General features: G+C 36.9%; 20 protein-coding genes. 14 read left to right on the top strand and 6 right to left on the bottom strand.

From position 1 onward, the window contains the following. Positions 1-100 precede the first annotated feature (100 nt). From FC89_RS04975 to FC89_RS04965, 3 genes are read right to left on the bottom strand one after another with little or no spacing between them, the layout of a single operon-like run. A complete protein-coding gene (locus FC89_RS04975; RefSeq protein WP_057871445.1) occupies positions 101-667 on the bottom strand; it encodes a GNAT family N-acetyltransferase in 567 nt (188 codons plus the stop codon). Between the two features lie 14 nt (positions 668-681). Next, complete coding sequence (locus tag FC89_RS04970) at positions 682-1,197, bottom strand: LURP-one-related/scramblase family protein (RefSeq protein WP_187329654.1); 516 nt, start codon at positions 1,195-1,197, stop codon at positions 682-684. Positions 1,198-1,232: 35 nt separating this feature from the next. Beyond that, positions 1,233-2,099 (bottom strand): Cof-type HAD-IIB family hydrolase, encoded by an 867-nt coding sequence (locus tag FC89_RS04965; RefSeq protein WP_057871443.1) that lies wholly within the window; start codon positions 2,097-2,099, stop codon positions 1,233-1,235. A gap of 151 nt (positions 2,100-2,250) precedes the next feature. Here FC89_RS04965 and FC89_RS04960 point away from each other — a divergent pair, with 151 nt between their 5' ends. The 3 genes from FC89_RS04960 to tsaE are packed head-to-tail and all read left to right on the top strand — an operon-like array spanning position 2,251 to position 4,455. Then, entirely contained in the window at positions 2,251-2,943 is a 693-nt protein-coding gene (locus FC89_RS04960) for a uracil-DNA glycosylase (protein WP_057871442.1), read from the top strand. Positions 2,944-2,969: 26 nt separating this feature from the next. Then, positions 2,970-3,950: a phosphate acetyltransferase gene (gene pta / locus FC89_RS04955; RefSeq protein WP_057871441.1), complete on the top strand. Its 981-nt coding sequence runs from the start codon at positions 2,970-2,972 to the stop codon at positions 3,948-3,950. Between the two features lie 25 nt (positions 3,951-3,975). Then, complete coding sequence (gene tsaE, locus FC89_RS04950; RefSeq protein WP_057871440.1) at positions 3,976-4,455, top strand: tRNA (adenosine(37)-N6)-threonylcarbamoyltransferase complex ATPase subunit type 1 TsaE; 480 nt, start codon at positions 3,976-3,978, stop codon at positions 4,453-4,455. Positions 4,456-4,534: 79 nt separating this feature from the next. Here tsaE and FC89_RS04945 read toward each other — a convergent pair whose 3' ends face one another. After that, on the bottom strand, positions 4,535-5,101 hold the full coding sequence (locus FC89_RS04945; RefSeq protein ID WP_057871439.1) for a TIGR01440 family protein: 567 nt from the start codon (positions 5,099-5,101) through the stop codon (positions 4,535-4,537). Positions 5,102-5,344: 243 nt separating this feature from the next. Between FC89_RS04945 and nrdD the strand changes: the two genes are divergently transcribed. Next, positions 5,345-7,504, top strand: coding sequence for an anaerobic ribonucleoside-triphosphate reductase (nrdD, locus tag FC89_RS04940; protein ID WP_057871438.1), 2,160 nt, complete (start codon positions 5,345-5,347; stop codon positions 7,502-7,504). Between the two features lies 1 nt (position 7,505). Then, positions 7,506-8,090, top strand: a complete 585-nt coding sequence (gene nrdG / locus FC89_RS04935; protein ID WP_157060659.1) for an anaerobic ribonucleoside-triphosphate reductase activating protein — start codon at positions 7,506-7,508, stop codon at positions 8,088-8,090. A 96-nt stretch (positions 8,091-8,186) separates the two neighbouring features. On the opposite strand, the gene FC89_RS04930 is transcribed toward nrdG, so the two are convergent. Further along, on the bottom strand, positions 8,187-8,645 hold the full coding sequence (locus tag FC89_RS04930; protein ID WP_057871437.1) for a hypothetical protein: 459 nt from the start codon (positions 8,643-8,645) through the stop codon (positions 8,187-8,189). A gap of 833 nt (positions 8,646-9,478) precedes the next feature. On the opposite strand from FC89_RS04930, the gene spxA reads away from it, so the two are divergent. From spxA to pepF, 4 genes are all read left to right on the top strand, one after another. Continuing rightward, positions 9,479-9,877, top strand: coding sequence for a transcriptional regulator SpxA (spxA, locus tag FC89_RS04925; RefSeq protein ID WP_057871436.1), 399 nt, complete (start codon positions 9,479-9,481; stop codon positions 9,875-9,877). 248 nt (positions 9,878-10,125) lie between these two features. Then, complete coding sequence (locus FC89_RS04920; protein WP_057871435.1) at positions 10,126-10,878, top strand: adaptor protein MecA; 753 nt, start codon at positions 10,126-10,128, stop codon at positions 10,876-10,878. A gap of 152 nt (positions 10,879-11,030) precedes the next feature. Next, on the top strand, positions 11,031-12,047 hold the full coding sequence (locus FC89_RS04915) for a competence protein CoiA (protein WP_057871434.1): 1,017 nt from the start codon (positions 11,031-11,033) through the stop codon (positions 12,045-12,047). 45 nt (positions 12,048-12,092) lie between these two features. Continuing rightward, positions 12,093-13,889, top strand: a complete 1,797-nt coding sequence (pepF, locus tag FC89_RS04910) for an oligoendopeptidase F (protein ID WP_057871433.1) — start codon at positions 12,093-12,095, stop codon at positions 13,887-13,889. Between the two features lie 129 nt (positions 13,890-14,018). Here the strand turns inward: pepF and FC89_RS04905 are convergent, their stop codons facing one another. After that, positions 14,019-14,654, bottom strand: a complete 636-nt coding sequence (locus tag FC89_RS04905) for a DsbA family protein (RefSeq protein WP_057871432.1) — start codon at positions 14,652-14,654, stop codon at positions 14,019-14,021. Between the two features lie 286 nt (positions 14,655-14,940). Between FC89_RS04905 and FC89_RS04900 the strand changes: the two genes are divergently transcribed. From FC89_RS04900 to aroC, 5 genes are all read left to right on the top strand, one after another. After that, on the top strand, positions 14,941-15,747 hold the full coding sequence (locus FC89_RS04900) for an NAD kinase (RefSeq protein WP_057871431.1): 807 nt from the start codon (positions 14,941-14,943) through the stop codon (positions 15,745-15,747). Continuing rightward, positions 15,737-16,645 (top strand): RluA family pseudouridine synthase, encoded by a 909-nt coding sequence (locus FC89_RS04895; RefSeq protein ID WP_057871430.1) that lies wholly within the window; start codon positions 15,737-15,739, stop codon positions 16,643-16,645. Before FC89_RS04900 ends, FC89_RS04895 begins: the two co-directional genes overlap by 11 nt. After that, complete coding sequence (gene mgtE, locus FC89_RS04890; protein WP_057871429.1) at positions 16,638-18,005, top strand: magnesium transporter; 1,368 nt, start codon at positions 16,638-16,640, stop codon at positions 18,003-18,005. Before FC89_RS04895 ends, mgtE begins: the two co-directional genes overlap by 8 nt. Positions 18,006-18,340: 335 nt before the next feature. Continuing rightward, the gene (locus FC89_RS04885) at positions 18,341-19,789 is read left to right on the top strand and encodes an MFS transporter (protein ID WP_057871428.1); all 1,449 of its coding nucleotides are present in this window, start codon (positions 18,341-18,343) and stop codon (positions 19,787-19,789) included. 19 nt (positions 19,790-19,808) lie between these two features. Then, entirely contained in the window at positions 19,809-20,975 is a 1,167-nt protein-coding gene (gene aroC, locus FC89_RS04880) for a chorismate synthase (protein ID WP_083485414.1), read from the top strand. The last annotated feature ends 14 nt before the right edge of the window (positions 20,976-20,989 follow it).

The following is a 20,989-nucleotide window of genomic DNA, read 5'->3' as shown; positions in this document are numbered from 1 at the left end:
TTTGTTGTCAAGAAAACAACTACCGGTAGCTGAGATTGCCGCACAAAAAATAGCCTTTCCAGGCTATAGTGTTATTAGTTGACTTATTTTCGCATCCAAATTAAATATGATAAACCAAATGATTATAAGAATGCTGACTAAGTACAGTTGTTCCAACTTTTTTGAAACCCAATCGTCGATAAAGCTTTTCAGCTTGGGGATTAGCCCAATCAACATTTAACCCGATTCGTTTTTTTCCGTTGGTTTGAGCCAAAGAAGGGAGCGTTTTTAACAAATGGGTCCCAATGCCTTTCCCCTGATACTTGGGAGCAACGGCAATTGAATCAAGATACCATTCATTGGCAAAAGCTTCATCATCTTCGAACAACTTTGTATCGATCGGTAACCCAGCCTTAGGAAAGTTATCAATCAAGATTTTATTGACCAAGGCTTCTTTTTCATCAGGGTAACCCCAAGCAAAACCGGCTACTTGATCATGGTCGGCTGCGACGATAGTTTGAGCGGCTTGACTAAGATAATTCGGATCACTGAATGAATACTTAATAACCTGATTTAATTTTTCAAGCGGAATAGTTTTGAGTGCTGGCAACTCCATTTCGTCTAAGATTATTTTAAATAAAGGTGCAATTTGAGCAGCATCTTCTGGACGAGCTTGACGAATTAACAAATAAAATGTCTCCTTTAATCAAATTTTATGTTTAAATTATAGTTTTTTTGTTGCTTGCCGATCGGTTTTTGTGCAAAATAATCTAGAATAGCTACAATACAAAGACAAAGCGGTTCATCTTTTTCGGCAGTGATTTTTAATTCAAGATAATTTCCGGTTAACAAAGAAACCTCAGCTAATTGCATTATCAAATCTTTTCGATGATAGATTCGGTAATTGAATGAATAAATATCTCCAATGATCATCCAGTTTAATTTTCGCACTAGCAGTAAATCTTTTTTTCCAAAATGATATCTTTTTAGTCTGCCAACGTGCTGATTATGCAAATATAAATTAAAACTAGGAAAGATTCCAAAACCAGTTTGTTTGATTTCAGCTAATAATTCACCTGAAATGGCATAAACTGATAAAACATCATTATGACGTCCCCATTTGCCAACTACCAAATAAACGGCTTGTGAATTTTTGTCAGTGACAGTGGAGGCTCCTTGATGAGCCAAACGAAACTTACGCGCGTATAGTGTCCGCAATTGGTGACGCCTCCTTTTTTCAAGGTTGATCAGGATTATTTTTCAGCTAAGACTTCATTGATTGCTTGTGCAACACCGTCAGCAACATTAGTAGTTGTCAGACGTTTAGCAGTTTGCTTAACAGAATTGATAGCATTATCCATTGCATAACTGACGCCTGCTACTTTCAACATTGAAAGATCATTGTTATTATCACCGATCGCCATTACGTTGTCCATTGGAACATTTAAACGATCAGCATAGGCTTGTAGAGCAGCCCCTTTTTGAGCATTAACATGGTTGATTTCAATGTTTGAATCGGAAGATGAGGTTACAGTCAACGAATCAAATTGTTGAATTTTTTGTTTAATTGGATCTAAAACTTTTGGACCTTCACTACTGAATGCAACTATTTTGTAAATGCTGATATGTGGATCAGCTGCCAATTTAAAGTAGTCATCAGTATAATTGACATTCATCAGTTCCATTCGAGCAGCAGCTAATGAAACTGCTAATTTAAATGGTGTTTCGGGATTGATATTTGTTAATAATTCTGCAAAGTTTTCAATTCGCTTGGATTGATTGTCAGAATAAATTCCTTTTGAAGTAATTACTTCAAAATAGAGTTTTTGTTTCTTTAAAAAATGCATAATTTTGCTTGATAAATGGTCAGAAATTGCCGCTGAACTCAGCAATTTACCTTCTTCATCAAAAACTTGAGCGCCATTGAGAGTGATCAATGGGCAATTAAAACCAGCATTATCAATTAAAGGCTTAATTTCAGTATAACCGCGTCCAGATGAAACAATAAAATGAACGCCGGCAGCTTGAGCTTTTTTTACGGCAGCTGCGTTGACTGGTGAAATGACCATTTTATCATTTAATAATGTGCCATCCATGTCAGAAGCAATAATTTGGATCATTTGTTTTACCTCACTTTCATTGAGCAGCTTTACTTCCATCTTACCATGAAAGTGTTTTTTTTTTTAGTCTGGTTGTCTTTCTGGGCAGAATATTTTTATATCGTCGCTAATTGATTTATTTTTATGTTAAAATATACGAGAGGTGTCGTAGATGAAAACGCTTATTCATAATGACTGGCAAAATGTTTTAGGTCCCGAATTTGAAAAAGAGTATTACCTTAAATTGCACAATTTTTTAAAAAAGGAATATGCAACTCGGGATGTTCATCCAGATATGTATCATATTTTCGAAGCTTTTGAATGGACTCCGTTTGATCAGGTCAAAGTGTGCATTTTAGGTCAAGATCCATATCATGGACCGCATCAAGCACATGGCTGCAGTTTTTCAGTTTTACCAGGAGTAAAACTTCCTCCTTCACTGGTTAATATTTATAAGGAATTACAATCAGATTTAGGAGTAAAACCGGTAAATCACGGATATTTAAAAAAATGGGCTGATCAAGGAGTGCTTTTGCTGAACTCAGTTTTGACTGTTAGGGATGGTCAAGCTTATTCGCATCAAGGCAAGGGCTGGGAACAGTTGACCGACAAAGCAATTGCAGCTTTATCACAGCGGACACAACCAGTAGTTTTTATTTTATGGGGGCGAGCAGCTCAAAATAAGATTTCATTAATCGATACTAAGCGTAATATTGTTTTACAATCAGCTCATCCAAGTCCTTTGTCAGCTCATCGCGGTTTTTTTGGATCACGGCCGTTTTCTAAAACTAATGCAGCCTTGGAAGCTATGGGAGAAAAACCGATTGACTGGCAGCTGCCGGCCGATCCGGGAGAAATTGATTAGAGAAAACATTCGAGGAGGTTTTTATTATGAGTTTATTTAGTGAATTGATCGAACAGGTCAAACAGCATCCCCAAAAAATTGTTTTTCCAGAAGGAAATGACGCCCGTGTTGTCAAAGCGGCTGTCCGTTTAGCAGAAGATCAGGTTGTTTTACCAGTTATTTTAGGTGACAAAGCGGAAATTACTAAAATAGCTGAGCAAGAACTACCGGAGCAAGTTGAAGTTATTGATCCAAAAAAATATCCAGCGGCATCCTTTGATCAAATGGTGTCAGCTTTTGTTGAGCGGCGCAAAGGTAAAAATACTGAAGACCAAGCTCGGCAAATGTTGCAAGATGTTAATTATTTTGGAACGATGTTAGTCTACTTGGGAAAAGTGGCTGGTTTAGTTTCCGGTGCTGTCCATCCAACAGGCGATACAGTTCGTCCAGCTTTGCAAATCATTAAAACTAAGCCTGGAATCTCACGAACAAGTGGCGCTTTTATTATGACGCGCAATGACGATCAAGAACGCTATTTGTTTGCTGATTGTGCAATTAATATTGCTCCAGATGCACAGCAATTGGCTGAAATTGCAGTTGCGAGTGCTAAAACAGCCCGCTTATTCAAGATTGATCCGAAAGTGGCTTTACTCAGCTTTTCAACTAAAGGATCAGCCAAAGCCGCTGAAGCAGCTAAGGTTGCTGAGGCAACTAAGATCGCACAGCAACTAGCTCCAGAAGAAGCAATTGATGGTGAATTGCAGTTTGATGCAGCTTTTGTACCCACGGTTGCTAAACAAAAAGCACCTGATTCATCAATTGCCGGAAATGCAAATGTTTTTGTATTCCCAGAGCTGCAGTCAGGGAATATCGGTTATAAAATTGCTCAGCGCTTAGGCGGCTTTTCTGCAGTTGGACCGATTTTACAAGGACTTAATCAGCCGGTTTCTGATCTTTCTCGTGGTGCAAATGAAGATGATGTTTATAAAGTAGCTGTTATTACAGCTTTACAAGCAACATTAAAGTAATTGAATGACGTGAGGGGGGAAGCATTTGCTAACAATTAGGTCAACTGGACCTGATCAAACTCAATCAGTAGCTAAAAAGTTAGCAGCTTTGTTGCAACCAAATGATTTAATTTTATTAATTGGTGATTTAGGTAGCGGTAAGACAACCTTTACCCAAGGATTAGCAGCAGGTTTGCAAATTGATCATCATGTTAAAAGTCCAACTTTTAATATTGTAAATGAGTATCATCAAGGGCGACTACCTTTGTTTCATCTTGATGTTTATCGTTTAGAAAAAACGGGCGGAGCTGATATGGGTCTTGAAGAATATTTTAATGGTGGCGGTGTCAGTGTAGTTGAATGGCCTAAATTCATTGCTCATGAATTGCCTGCAGAATTTTTGCAAATTGAATTGCAAAAGAGTGAAGCAATCAATGATGATGAACAGCGCAAACTAGTTTTGACAGCCAAGGGTGATCGTTACCAACAACTGTTATCTGATCTTGCCATAAAATTAAAAGAATAATTCAATCATATAAGAAAACTGATTTCAAATTTATTTAAAAATTGGAATCAGCTTTTTATATAATAGAAATATTTAATTGTTATGCTTGTGGTGCTTTCCATTCATACTGTGCTCGTTGACCACCAATTAATTTTGGTCGACTTCTTAAATAAGTAACATGAGCTGCACCGATTTCCTTAATTGAGGTGCGTACCGGAATCTGAACAAATTTTACATGCATACCGATTGAAGTATCGCCAATATCCATTCCTGCTTGAGCGATGATATGTTCAACTTCAACTGGATGTTCAAAATTTTCAAAAGCTGCCATTTGAGTTGCTCCGCCGGCATGTAGTGAAGGGAAAACCGTAACAATTTCAAAGCCGGCAGCTTTAGCAACTTCTTTTTCAACGACTAAAGCTCGATTAAGGTGCTCACAACCTTGAACAGCCAAATGCAATTGTTGTTCTTTTAAAAGCGGCAATAATGTTTTGATAATTGTGCGGCCAATTGCCAGATTGGAATTTTTACCGATGTGATCTCCTTGAATTTCACTAGTACTGCATCCCAAAACAAATAGGTCTCCAGCATCGAGTTGCGCTGCGTTTAACAATTCGATTGCACCTTCTTTTACTTGAGCTGCTAAAAGGTTTAAATCAATGTTCAAAATTGTTCCTCCTTTATTCTAACCAATCTATTATACTGCTAAATCTGTTTGCAGTAATTTTTGTTAATTTAAAAAAAGTTGTTTTTTAATGAGCAGGTAGAAAAGCTAGTTAACTGTAGGATTTTTTTGAATTAGCTCTTACACCATATATTGTGTAATCGGATTACCTCAAATACTATGTATTGTATTTACTAATAAATCAGGTTAAAATAAATCACAGAATAAATGATAGGAGCAAGGGAAATGGCTGAAGAAAAAACGATGATCGTGAAGAAAAATGCAATTCAAATACCAACAGTTTTAATTAAACGTGATGGAAGCAAAATGCCATTTGCCATTTATAAACTGCGTTTAGTGCTTGACCAGCTGAAGTTAAGTGACGATGCGCAAGCAAAGATAATTCGAACGGTTTTAGGCAAGCTTGATCAGTCAGCTGTAACTGCTGAAACTGTTCACCGGGAAATGGTCGCAGCCTTAAATGAACTCGGTTATAATCGACAAGCAATTATATATGTTCAGGTACATAAACGCCGTCAGCAAGAGTGGCAGCAAGCCATTGATCCGACCCAGCGATTGGAACGGCTGCAAGAAAACGATCCAACACTGGTTCATGAAAATGCTAATAAAGACAGTCGGGTTTTTAATACCCAGCGAGATTTAACTGCTGGTGCTGTCGGCAAGACTTTGGGCTTGAAATTAATGCCGGAACATATTGCTAAAGCACATTTACGTGGTGATATCCATTACCACGATTTAGATTATACACCTTGGAGTCCAATGACGAATTGTTGTTTGATCGATTTTAAAGAAATGCTAACTAATGGTTTCAAAATCGGGAATGCTGAAGTTGAAAGTCCGCATTCAATTCAAACAGCAACAGCTCAAATGGCTCAAATTATTGCCAATGTAGCATCAAGTCAGTATGGCGGTTGTTCTGCAGATCGAGTTGATGAATTATTAGCACCATTTGCTAAAAAGAATTATTTCAAACACCTGAGCGAATCAGCTGATTACATTGATGATCCGACTAAACAGAAGCAATTTGCTGTTAAACGGACAAAAAAAGATATTTACGATGCAATGCAAGGCTTGGAATATGAGATCAATACTTTGTTTTCCTCACAAGGACAAACACCATTTACTACATTAGGTTTTGGCTTGGGGACAACTTGGATTGAACGGGAAATTCAGAAATCGATTCTAAAGGTTAGAATTGCTGGCTTGGGCAAAGAAAAGCGAACAGCAATTTTTCCCAAATTAATTTTTACCTTAAAAAAAGGTTTGAACTTGGCAGCGACTGATCCTAACTATGATATTAAAGAATTGGCAGTCGAATGTGCTACCAAAAGAATGTATCCCGATATTTTAATGTATGACAAAATCAAAGAAATAACCGGTAGTTTTAAAACTCCAATGGGTTGTCGCAGCTTTTTGCAAGGCTGGAAAGACGAACATGGACGTGAAGTTAATTCTGGACGAATGAATTTAGGTGTTGTAACAGTTAACTTACCACGGATCGCGCTTGAATCTAAGGGAGATCAGCATTTATTTTGGGAGATTTTTAATGAAAAAATGCGGATCTGTAAAGAAGCATTAGTTTTTAAAGTTAATCGGGTTAAGCAGGCATTACCTGAAAATGCTCCAATTTTGTATCAATATGGAGCTTTTGGCAAACGGTTAAAACCAGGTGATGATGTTGACCAGCTCTTTAAGCATCGTCGAGCAACGGTTTCTTTAGGCTATATTGGTCTCTATGAAGTAGGTACAGTCTTTTATGGACCAAATTGGGAAAATAATCCGGCAGCGCATGATTTTACGCTTTCGATTGTTAAGGCGTTGAAAGAAAACTGTGTTCGTTGGTCTGATGAATATGATTATCATTTTAGTGTTTACTCAACGCCGAGTGAATCACTGACTGATCGTTTCTGCAAATTGGATACCGAAAAATTTGGTAAGATTGCCGATATTACGGCTAAAGAATATTATACTAACAGTTTTCATTATGATGTACGGAAACATCCGAGTCCATTTGAAAAACTAACATTTGAGATGGATTACCCGAAATATGCTTCCGGTGGTTTTATCCATTATTGTGAGTATCCAAACCTGAAACAAAATCCGAAAGCATTGGAGGCTGTTTGGGATTGGGCTTATGATAAGGTCGGTTATTTGGGAACCAATACGCCGATCGATCATTGTTTCAAGTGTGGTTTCGAGGGAGAATTTAAGGCAACAGCTCGTGGATTTGAGTGCCCAACGTGTGGGAATCATGATCCAAAAACTTGTGATTGCGTAAAACGTACTTGTGGTTATTTAGGAAATCCACTGGTTCGGCCAATGGTTCACGGACGTCATGTTGAAATTGCTTCGCGTGCTAAAAATTTATTTAATGGGAATGATTAAAATGTTGCAATCCAAAGAACGACTACCTAAAAATCCACGTCCCAAAGAGTGGTTAGCTAGCGAATTAAGTCAGCAATACATTGCTGATTACAAGCCATTTAATTTTGTTGATGGCGAGGGTGTCCGTTGTAGTCTATATGTTAGCGGCTGCAAGTTTGCCTGTCCGGGATGTTACAATAAAGCTGCTCAAAATTTCCATTATGGAGTGCCATATACACAAGATTTAGAAGATGCAATTATTAAAGACTTGGGTGAATCTTATTGCCAAGGCTTAACTTTGCTGGGTGGGGAACCTTTCTTAAATACTCAAGTTTGCATAAAATTAGTTAAACGAATACGTCAAGAATTTGGTCACAGTAAAGATGTCTGGTCTTGGTCAGGTTATCGCTGGGATGAATTATTGCGTGATTCCGATGATAAATTAGAGTTATTGTCGCTTATCGATGTTTTAGTGGATGATCGGTTTATGTTAGCCAAAAAAGATTTAACTTTACAATTTCGTGGAAGTTCCAACCAACGAATCATTAATGTGCCTGCATCATTGAAGGCCGGTCGAATTGTTTTGTGGGATCGTTTGTTAAAATAAAAAAAGGTCGCGAACCGATCATGGTTCGTGACCTTTTTTAGGCACAGCAATCATTGTTTGATAGCAGACTGCAAACTAGTGACCAAGGCATTAAACTCAACTATTAAAATAACGGACGTAATTACTGTTGAGCAAGTCTTGCTTGTTATTTTCCCAAACACTTTGCTGCTTTTTCCAATAAAGATAATCCTCAATTTGCGGCCAGCGAGTAATTAACAGAAATTCAAAATCATGCTTGGGTTTTTGACCTAGAACGTACATTGATAATTTTGCCAGTGACTGTTTTTTAATTTGTTGAAATTCTTTTTGTTGGTTTGAATCTAGGCTAAAATAGTCTAAGCAATAAAGTTGTTCTGGAAGCAATTCGAAATTACCCTCAAGGAGATTAAAAGTTAAACCGGATTTAAAAATTGATGATAAGCCAGAAAAATCAAGCAATAAAAAGTCAGTTTCATTTTCAAAAGGATTGAGCATAATAAAATTACGATCATTATGCTGAGTGACAATGTTAGTCAAAATTTTTTTAGAACCAAGAGTTAAATGAAATTGTTTCAATAAAATCAGCCTCCTAAAAATTTAAAATTAAACTATGTTATAATTTGGTAACTTAACGAAAGGGTAACGTTATAAATTAACGGAAATAACTGGTACCTATTTTGCTAACAGTAACAATAAAACATAAAGTTGTGAACAATTATTTAGTTTAAACTGCTTGCCGCTGATTGTGATAACGATTCATTGACAGAGTCCTTTCAAAAACCAGCTGTTATTTTATGCACTCACCGTCACCATGATCATAGCGCGGATGTTGGTGTTTTACAATCTTATTGCCAATTAAGCTATTTTAAAATTGCTGCTAGGCTGTAGTCATAACTTGGATTGACAGTATTTTAAAATTTTGTCCTAAGATAGAATGGGCAGTAATTGCAAATTAAATTACGAGTTAGTAGAAAAAAATGAAATGCAAATAAAATCAAATGAAAATATTTTAAAGAGAGAAACTAGTAATTCAGATTCTACTTATGTTTTATCTTAAATTGAAAAATATAAAATAAAATAAATATATTAAAATGAGTTAATCGTTTAACTTGCCGATGCTAGCAGGCTTTGTTGAAAAAATATATTTGAGCCTGTATTTTTTAATAACATAATGATTAATATAATTATAACTTCAAACTGATGTGTACGATCTTAATCATTTGGTTTTTCACAAACTTTAGCCATGTTACTTAAGCAAAATTAGGTATTTTACTATTAAATGAAACAAAATTCGCTAATTTTTTTGTTTTTCTTTGAAAAAAAGGTGTTAATTTTTTGAGCCAAGTAGTATAATATGCTTGTGGGCGATATTAATTGTTAGCTGGTTCAAGATAAAGGAGCGAAAAAATATGGTTACTCTATATACATCACCAAGTTGCACTTCTTGTCGTAAAGCACGGGCGTGGTTAAAGGAACACAATATTCCCTTTAAAGAGCGTAATATTTTTTCCGAACCGTTAAGCATTAATGAAATTAAACAAATTTTACAGATGACTGAAAATGGTACGGAAGAAATTATTTCTAAGCGTTCAAAAGCTTACCAAAAGTTGCATATTGATTTGGACGAATTACCATTGCAAGATTTATTTGAATTAATCCAACGGGATCCGGGCTTATTAAGAAGACCAATCATCCTTGATGAAAAACGTTTGCAGGTTGGTTATAACGAAGATGAAATTCGGCGTTTCCTTCCTCGTGATGTTCGAGCATTAGAATTGAAAAAAATTCAAGCAATGGCGGGATTTTAAAAATTTTACGGAGATTTACTTTAGATTAAGTAGTTGATTTATTAAGACTGTGAACAAGTTTCAGTTCACAGTTTTTTTTAACCTATTTTTGAATTTTAATTTATAAATTGGAGTGGAATTAACAAAAAAATTGATTTTATTGAATATTCTTCAATTTGTCAAAATATTTAGGCTAAAGTACTTTACAATTTTTGAATTTTAGTTATCATAAAGCGAGAGGGTGCTTCGGAAAGGTGGTTGACCATTAAATGGAAATGGAAAAAATCAATGATAACACAATTCGTGTTTTACTTGAAACTGATGATTTGACCGAACGCGGCATTACTGTCCTCGACTTGCTAGGAAACCATAAGGAAATTGAAAACTTCTTTTATAGTATTTTGGAAGAAGTTGATGTGGATCATGAGTTTCGGGAAAATGATGCAGTCACATTTCAGCTATTGCCAAATCGCAATGGATTAGAACTTTTTATTAGTAAAGTTAGTGCTAAAGATGAAGAAAAAATGAACTTTGATAATGAAGGCGAACAGCAATCTGATGATTTAGGAGATTCGGATGTTGTTGATTTGACTTTTTTGGATCCTAATAAAAAGATTCCTGAAGATGTTCGAAAAAAAATTGCCTCTTCGCTTTCTAAGCTTACACCAAAGGAAAAGACAGTTAGTGACGATGGGGACGGTGTTTCGGGATACTTGAAAGATAAAGATATCAAGCGCAAGCATTATGTTATTGCGTTTGCTGAATTTGAAGACTTTATTCAAGCCGCTAAGGTTTTGAAAAATAGGGAATTGGGTTCAAATCTATATCTACTTGATGGAAGATTGTATCTGGATATTATTTTCTTTGTTGACCAAACAAATAATCAGGAGATTGAAGATACGCTATCGTTATTGGCGGAATTTGGTAAACGGGTCAGTCTGTCATACGCAATTCTTCAAGAAAGAGGAAAGCGTTTAATGACTTCTTCAGCCTTGGAATTAGCTCGTTACTATTTTAAATAATTACGCAAGATCCCAAAATCATTGATGATTAGTTCAGTTCGGTATCAATCCGAATTGAACTTTTTTTTGCAAATTTTTCTTTTTCAGCTTGGCAGTTAAGTTAATCAAGCAAAAAAATACTTTTACCGTATTTAAATTATGAGGTGATTTAAATGCTGGTAGGACAACAAATAAATGGCAAATTAATTGGTGCAGCAGTTGCTGATGTTACTAAAAAATATTATTGTCCAGTTTGTCATCAGCGGTTGATTTTAAAAAAAGGAAATTTGCGCATAGCACATTTTGCGCATAGTACAGTCTGCATTTTAAAGTATGGCGAACCGGAGACCAGGGAACACTTAACAGGTAAGTTGCAACTTCAACAAAAATTTGCGTTTGCTGGATATAAGGGGCAGTTAGAACAATATTTACCGGAATTACAGCAACGTCCAGATTTGTTATTAAAAATGACAAACGGTAAAACACTAGCGATTGAGTATCAATGTGCCCCTTTAACGGTGCAGCAATTGTATCAACGCACGCAGGGGTATAGAAAGAATGGAATTCGCTGTTGGTGGATACTTGGAGAAAATCATTGGCTAAAGAAGAAAATAACCCAGCAAGAAGCACAGTTTATGATGTGGCACCCAAGCTTAGGGTTTTACCTGGTTTATTATTTTCCAAAACGGCAGCATTTTTGTTTACTTTATCAGATTCAGCAAGCAGATTTTTTAAATGTTAGTTATCTAAAATTCATTACCAATGATGTTAAAAAATTACAGATTTTTATGCGGACAGTTACAAAACCGGTAACTTTATCGGTACGCTTAAGGACAATGCAACGACGAAACTTTGAAAAGGCCTGTTGTTTTTATCGTGGCTCATTATTTGTTGAACAGCTGGCTTGGTATGAAAAGAAAATAAATTTTCGCTTATTAGGACTGGAGTTATTAGAATTTTCACTTGATTTACCGATTTTTGCTGAAAAACAGATTGTTTGGCAAAGCCGATTGTTACGGCTAAATGATTGGCCAGTCACCGAAATAGATTCTTTTCAAAATAATACAGAAATTTTAACGTATCAATTGCCACTGATTAAAAATAATAATTTTGTAAGTTCTTGTCTTAAGCGGTTTAAAATGAAAATATTACAGAGTAATTTATTAAAAAGTAGTAAAATTAACTTTTAGATTGAATGAGTTTTTAGGCTTAACAAAAGAAAGAAGTGAATTTTAATGGCTGAATTTATCAAAATATCTCGACGAGAACAACTCCCATTGGAATTAACGTGGGATTTGAGCAAAATATATGCTACTGATCAGGAATTTATAGCTGCGTTAAAACAAGTTAAAATTGCGGCTGCCAGTTTGGAAGCACTAAAAGGTAGCATGATTAAGGGGCCTACTGATTGTTTAGCGGCAATCCAACAATTTTTTAAGGTTGAAAGACAATTCGAAAAGGTCTATCTCTATGCAAGTTTGAAAAATGATCAAGATACCGGTAATCAAATTTATCAAGGCTTTTTTTCACAAGTTCAGCAGTTACAAGCTACAGTGGCGGCTGCCGGTTCGTGGATCATTCCGGAATTACTGCAATTATCAGATCAGCAGTTACAAGATTATCAACGAGTTGAGCCGCAATTAGCTGCTTATCAGCAATTTATTAAAGAAAATACACGCTTACGACCGCATGTTTTAGCAGAACGTGAAGAAAAGTTGCTGGCTCAAGCATCTGCCGTTTTTGCAGCACCAGAAGATATTTTTGAAACCTTAAATGATACCGATTTAAAGTTTCCACTAGTTACCAATGAAGCTGGTAAAAAAATTCAACTTTCTCAGGGAAACTATGATCGGTTAATTCAATCACCTCAGCGTCAGGTTAGAAAAACAGCTTTTCAAGCTTTGTATCAACCTTATCGGCAATTACGAAATACGTTTGCAAAAACGCTTGGTTTTCAAGTGCGTTTACAGAATTTTGAAGCAAAAACACATCATTATTCCAGCGCTTTGAATGCAGCTTTGACGGAAAATCAAATTCCAAGTACTGTCTATCAACAATTGATCGACCAAGTTCAGGCTAACTTGCCGTTGTTGCAGCGTTATGTGGCATTAAGAAAAAAAGTTTTGCGGTTGGATCAAGTTCACATGTATGATCTTTATACACCATTAGTTGAACAGCCTGCACAGGATTATTCTTATCAACAAGGACAAAAAATTGTTGGGCAAACATTGAAGATTTTTGGTGATGAATACACGACAGCAGTTAAACAAGCTTTTAAGCAACGGTGGATTGATGTTCTAGAAAATCGTGGCAAGCGCAGTGGTGCATATTCATCAGGAATGTATGATACACCAGCTTACATTTTACTTAACTGGCAAAATGATTTGGAAAGTGTTTATACTTTGATTCATGAGATGGGACACAGTATGCATTCATATTTTAGTGCCCATTATCAACCGTATCAAACTAGTGATTATTCGATCTTTTTAGCAGAAATTGCTTCAACTACTAATGAAAATCTGTTGACAGCACATTTATTGGAACAGCAAGATGATACAACTATTCGGGCGTATTTGCTGAATCATTTTCTTGATGGTTTTAAGGGAACAGTTTTCCGTCAAACGCAATTTGCCGAGTTTGAAAAATGGTTACATGAACAAGAAGCTGCTGGAGAGTCTTTGACAGCTGACAAAATTAGTCATTATTATTTAGAATTGAATCAAAAATATTATGGCGAACAAGTGGCTGCTGATCCGGAAATTGCTTTGGAGTGGGCTCGAATCCCGCATTTTTACTATAATTTCTATGTATATCAATATGCAACTGGGTTTGCAGCAGCTACAGCTTTAAGTCAGCAAATTATAACTAAGGGACCACAAACCTATTTGAACTTTTTAAAGGCAGGTTCCTCTGCTGCTCCGATAGATATTATTCGCCGGGCTGGTGTCGATATGGAACAACCGATTTATTTGCAGCAGGCATTTGATCTTTTCGCACGGCGATTGGGAGAATTGGAAGAACTGCTTAATTAGAAAATAAAATTTAAGTTGTGACAATAAAAGTATGAATTGATGTCAACAAAAAAACGTCTCCGTTAATTTGGGAGACGTTTTTTTGTTGGAAATAGTTATTATAAAAAAGATAGCGTAACTAATTCCGAATTATAAAATATGCAGGTGAGGATTGGAATGCTTTTTAATCTGGTCAATCTTATTTTGGAAATTTAGCAGGTCATTCATTTTACCAGTGCAAAGATCTGCTAATAACTGATAAGAAGTACACTCAGTTAAAGAAACACCACAATCAATGCCGTTTAAATTGTAAAGCACAATCGTTGGAAAAGCATGTACATGCATTTCTGCCGCCATTTGCATATCTTGATGAAAAGAGTTAATAGTAAAGTCAGAATGGCGATCATGACTAAACATCTCCTTGTCTAATTGACAAGTGTCAGCGATTCTTTGGGCTAACTTCTCAGAGTAAGTTAATTTTTCATCAATAATTTTATGCTGCAAATTCAGCAAAAAACGACGTCCACGTTTTTTTCCTTGAAACAAAGCCGCTTTATAATCTAGTGAAGCTTGGTAGGCTTGATTAAAGACATGATTTCGCAAGTCTAGATTGTTTAACGGAATTGAATTTTCTTCCATCACTGAAACTGTAGCAGCCAGATTTAAAAATGGAATGAAACGAAACCTGATTTTGTTTTGCAATTCATCAGCTAACTTTATGATAATCTGTTCTGAATGGTAGCATGTACTGCCAATCGGATTAATAAACAGGTATAACTCCAGCAACGAATTTTCCCCCACTCGAATTGATTATGCTCAACATTGTAACTTCTAAGCTATCTCTACTTTAACAAAAAATAATTTTTTTTCAATGTTTCTGTTTTAAATCATTTTTATCGCAAAATTACAATCTGAATTTAAAACTATATGTTACACTATGATTGTTTTGAAGCTATTTTTGCAGTTGTTACTAAAAAGGTTTGAGTATTATCAATTTATTTTAGGCCAGCAAAGTGGCATAATAATTGCAATTAGTCTTAGAAGAAAATATCTTGTACAAAAGAGGTTAGCTATGAAAATTGCCATATATGCAAATGACGGGCGGCAATCGATGGCTGTTAGCCGCAAATTGTATCAGAAATTCGCTGATACTCATTTTATTTTTGATAATGATCATCCCGACATTGTAGTTACCGTTGGTGGTGACGGAACATTGCTATCTGCATTTCATAAATATGCTGCGATTATTGATTCTGTTCGGTTTGTTAGTGTTCATACTGGACATTTGGGGTTTTATACAGATTGGCGTGATGATGAAATTGATGATTTGGTTATCAGTTTACAATCTGACAATGGTCAATCGGTAAGTTACCCTTTATTGGATATTCATGTTAAGTACAAGGGAATTGCTAAAGCCGTAAATTATTTGGCTCTAAACGAAGCAACCTTGAAACGCAGTAATGCTACGATGGTAACTGATGTTTATATTGGCGGAGAGTTTTTTGAAAAATTTCGCGGTGACGGTCTTTGTGTTTCAACGCCAACAGGTTCAACAGCTTATAATAAATCGTTAGGTGGGGCAGTTATTCACCCCAACTTAAAAGTACTTCAAGTGACTGAAATCAGTTCAATTAATAATCGTGTTTTTCGGACATTAAGTTCACCGATGATCATAGCTCCTAGCGATTGGGTTACTTTGGTTCCCAGCGCGGGACGTGATTATTCATTAACTGTTGACCAGCAGAATTATCATGGAAAACAGATCGAACAGTTGCGGTTTAAGATTTCTAAAAAAAGTATTCATTTTGCTAAGTACCGCCATATGCAATTCTGGCGGCGGGTACAGGATGCTTTTATCGGAGCTGAGTATGAAAATTGATTGGGATTATCAGGGGAATAAGCGACTTAAAATTCGAACTTTTTTGAAGAGCAAGGGAGTTTCACGTCGTTTGGCAACGGCTGTTCGGCATCATGGTGGTCATTTGTTACTGAATGGACAAGATTGCCGGCGAATCGATCAAATGTTTCCTGGCGACAATTTAACGATGGAATTACCGCCGGAAACGACCCAACTTGTTCCTTCTTTTGTCCCAATAACGATCAAGTATGAAGATCGAGATATTTTGATTATCGAAAAACCACCTCGTCTGGCTTCAATACCTTCACCACTGCACCCGACTGATTCCCTGATGAATCGAGTCTGGGGTTATTATATAATTCGTAATTATCATAATATTACGCCGCACATTGTAACACGCCTTGATCGTGATACATCAGGGCTGGTTTTAATTGCTAAACACCGATTCGCCCATGCTTTACTTAATGACTCAACAGCTGCTAAATCAATAACTAAGGAATATTTGGCACTTTTAAGCGGTGAAATTACTGCTGAAACTGCTTTGATTGTCCTACCGTTAAAAAGAGATCCATTTTCTTTGATTCGTCGGCAGGTTACGGTAACTGGTGGCCAATATGCAGCTACTAAGCTTTGGCAATTACAAAAATTAAAAAAGGCCACACTTTGCCGTTTACGGTTATATACGGGACGAACACATCAAATCCGAGTGCATTGTGCTTTTTGCGGTCATCCCTTAATTGCAGATTCATTGTATGGTGGCAAGTTGCGCAATCAGCTTGATCGGCAAGGATTACACTGTTGCTATTTAGAATTGCGGCAGCCATTTAATCATAAACTGATTCGAATCAGCAGTCCTTTACCAATAGATATGGCAAAATTTGTTAAGCTTAATCAAACAGGAGAAGAAAACTATGGCTGAAACTAGGATCGATATTGCCCAAGAAAGCCGTTTAATCGCTCTTTTATTGGATCGTCAACAGGCAACAAAATTTCGTCAGCAGTTTTTAAATTTTCATGTTCATGAACAGGCACTAATTTTTGTAGAACTGAATTTAATTCAACGGCAGCGACTTTATCGTTATTTAACGTCCGCTAAAGTTGCCGCAATTTTTAATGAATTGGATTCAGCGGATGTTACGTCTGCTTACTTTAAGGAGATGGCGCCTAAATATGCAGCAGCTGTCATTTCAGCAATGTATACGGATAATGCAGTTGATATGTTGGAAACGGCAGCTGCGGCTGATTTAAGCACCTATTTGAAATATATTGCGCCTAAAAAAGCAGCGACGATCAGAAAACTTTTGCATTATCAGGCTAAAACAGCCGGTGCCATTATGGCAACCGAATTTATTAAACTGACCGGCGATCAAACAGCGGCAGCGGCTATGCAATTAGTAAAATTACAAGCTCGCCAAGCGGAAATCATTTATTATGTTTATGTGGTTGATCAGATGGATCGTTTGACAGGGATTGTAACTTTACGTGACCTTTTAACCGCTCCTGGAGAAAGTTCAGTAGCGCAATTAATGACTTCGCCGGCTGTATCAGTCAAAGTTGATGATAATCAAGAAGATGTTGCTCGAATGATCAGTGATTACAACTTTGTGGCGTTACCAGTTGTTGATGCAGATGAAAAATTAATTGGGGTAATTACCGTTGACGATGCAATTGATGTTATTGATGAGGAATCAGCCGAAGATTACTCCGGCTTAGCTGGGGTCGATATTGATGAACAAAAGGATAATCCTTGGCAAGCGGCGTTTAAACGACTTCCATGGTTGATTACTTTATTATTATTGGGAATGTCGACTGCTTCTTTAGTAGCTCATTATGACCAAATGGTTAGTGAAGCTAGTATTTTAGCAGTTTTTATTTCATCAATTACGGGAACTGCCGGTAATGCCGGAACGCAAAGTTTAGCGGTTGCAGTTCGCCGACTGGCTGACCCAGAGGCTGATCGACGTTCACTGGGAAAAATAATTTTGACTGAAATCTTAACTGGGATGATGATTGGTTTGATTACCGGTTTGGCAATTATGTTAATTGTAGGTTGGTGGCAGCAAAACATTGTCTTAGGTTTTGTTATCGGTTTGGCAATGTTTTGTGCGATTATTGTAGCTAATCTGGCTGGTAGCTTGATCCCACTATTAATGGATAAAATTGGAGTTGATCTAGCCGTTGCTTCCGGGCCGTTTATTTCAACTTTAAGTGATTTGACTTCGGTGTTGATTTATTTTAATATTGCTAAAATCTTTTTGCAATTTATTATTAGTGATTAGTTGCTTTGCAAATTAAATTAAAATTAATTGTTGACTTATTTTTGTTAACGTGCTTTAATAATTAAAAATGAAAAAGAAAGGAATTTTTAAAATGACGCAGTCTAATTCAAAAGTTTATAGTTATTATTATGACTTTGCTTGGTTTGGGTAGCGTCCGTGCAACTGATAACACGGGCGCAGCTCCCGTGTTTCAGTTGTGCAAAGTCATGGTTGCCGACTGGAACTGAGAATCCGGTTGGTTGATTATGACGGAATTCCGATAATGATGTCAAAAAGCCAACTAGATTTCTCTATCTAGTTGGTTTTTTTTATTGGAATTTTAAGGAGGAATTTTAATGATGGTCCAGCGACAAACAAGGTTAAAACTTAGTTTATATTTAAACTACTTTGTACATGGCATTGGTTTAATTATTTTGGCACAGAATATGCAAGCATTGGGAAAGCTTTGGCAGGAACCACTGGCTACGGTTTCTTATGTGATTTCCGGAGTCGGGATTGGCCGACTGATTGCTTATTTGATTTTAGGCAGCTTAGCCGATCGTTATGGTCGGAAAAATTTTATTTATTTTGGAATGCTGTGTTATTTGCTTTTCTTTGGCGGAATTTTAATAGCACCTAATATACAGTTTGCCTATGGTTTAGCAATTTTAGCCGGAGTAGCTAATTCAGCGTTGGATGCCGGAACTTATCCGACATTTGTTGAGTTGGGTGGTAGCAATGGTGCTTCCAATATTTTGATTAAGGCCTTTATGTCGCTGGGTGAATTTATTTTGCCGCTCTTAGTAGCTTTACTTGAAAATCATCATCTTTGGTTTGGTTGGACATTTATCTTGGCTGCAGTAATTTTATTGTTAAATTTTGGGATTTTAAGACCGGTTAAGTTTCCAATCAAAAATAAAGCTGTTGCCGGTAAACGACAATTTTTCGGACACTTACCGGCTTGGCGTCGCTGGTTGGTTGCCGGGTGCTTGACTTGTTATGGCTATACTTCAATGGCCTTGATGATCTTATATACACAATGGATCAGCTTGTTTGCGCTAAAAACATTGCACTTTTCAAATTGGCAAGCACATTTTTTGTTATCGCTGTATAGCATTGGATCAATTAGCGGTGTAATTATTTTATTTTGGCTGTTGAGTCGGCAGATCAGTGAATCCAAATTATTGTTGATTTTAAACGGTCTAAGTCTGATCAGTTTGCTGTTGATCAGTTGGTCAACACAATTATTTATAACAGCGGCTGCCTCATTGATTTTTGGGATGACAGCTGCCGGTGGAATTATGCAGACTGGTTTGAATCTTTTTTTAAAACTTTTTCCAGAACGAAAAGGTTTAATCACGGGAATCTTTTTTACCGGCGGCAGCTTGGCATCATTTTCTATTCCCTTGATCACTGGTTGGTTATCAAAGATCAGTGTTGCTGCAGCTTTACGCTTTGATATTTTAATTGGCATTTGTGGGTTGATATTGGTAATTATAATTAAGGCAGTACTTGATTCGGCAGCTGCAACAGATTTAGTTCAGATCAGGAAAAAGATTTCCCGGCTTGATCACTGGATTATTATTTTATTGAATCGACGATTTCAAGCAGTCAAAATGGCCGGTGAAATAAAAACAGCTCAGCAGCAACAGATTAGGGATTCCAAACGAGAAAATCAGGTTTTAAAACAAGTTGCACAGCAAAGTGCTGATCAACAGCTGACACCGTATCTGCAAGCTATTTATCAGCAAATTATGAAAAATTCACGCGATTATGAAGCCAACAGCGAACGTAAAGATAATTAAAAATTCAGGAGGTAATTTAATGCATTATTTAACAGCGGGTGAATCACATGGACCACAGTTGACAGGAATTTTAGAAGGTTTTCCGGCTGGGGTCAAATTGGACCTTGACCAGATCAATCAGCAATTGGCAGCTCGACAAGGTGGCTATGGACGTGGCAATCGGCAAAAAATCGAGCACGATCAGATCGAACTAGTGGGGGGATTACGGCATCAGATAACTTTAGGCTCACCACTAGCTCTAGTAATTAAAAACATCGATCATGCTCATTGGTCCAAGATTATGGATCCAATCAGCCCAGCAACTTCAGAAAATACTTTACGCCGTGTAGAACGTCCACGCCCAGGACATGCTGATTTAGCAGGCGGGATGAAATATGGTCACAAAGACTTGCGAAATGTCTTAGAACGCTCTTCTGCTCGTGAAACAGCTATGCGGGTTGCAATCGGTTCAATCTGCAAACAATTGCTGCAGCAGTTAGGGATCAACTTAGTTGGCTATGTTACGCAAATTGGTTCGGTCACAACTGATACAACCAAGCCACTGGCGGTTACTGAAATTGAAAAGCAAATTTTGCAAAATGATTTGCGGATCATAGAACAACAACGGGTAAAAGAAGTTCATGATCTAATTGATCAAACAAAACGAGCTGGGGATACCTTAGGCGGAGTAATCAGAGTTGTGGTAGAAAATTTACCAGCAGGACTTGGAAGTTATACCAGTTGGAATACAAAACTGGATGCGAAGTTAGCTGCAGCTGCGATGGGTGTTAATGCAATCAAAGGTGTTTCAATCGGCGATGGCTTTGCTGCTGCAGCAAATTTAGGCAGCCAAGTAATGGATCCGATTATTTGGCAGTCAGCAACCGGTTGGAGTCGGTCATCTGACCATTTGGGTGGCTTTGAAGGTGGGATGACTAATGGAATGCCAGTAATTGTCAATGCAGCTATGAAGCCGATTCCGACGCTTTACAAAGCTTTGCCGAGCGTTAATTTACTTACTCACGAAGTTCAAAAAGCCAATGTTGAACGTTCTGACACAACTGCCATTGTTCCAGCATCAATTGTCATTGAGAGTGTTATTGCCATTACGCTGGCACAGGAGATTACGGCTACTTTTGACGGCAGTAATCTGCAGCGATTGCAGCAGCAGTTGACAGCATATCGTGAAGAATTGAAAAATTATTAAAGTTAGAAGGGGAT

Source organism: Liquorilactobacillus ghanensis DSM 18630 (assembly GCF_001435235.1).
GTDB lineage: Bacteria > Bacillota > Bacilli > Lactobacillales > Lactobacillaceae > Liquorilactobacillus > Liquorilactobacillus ghanensis.
Note: the sequence above shows the minus strand (reverse complement) of the source record. Positions and strands in the feature narration are given on the sequence as shown.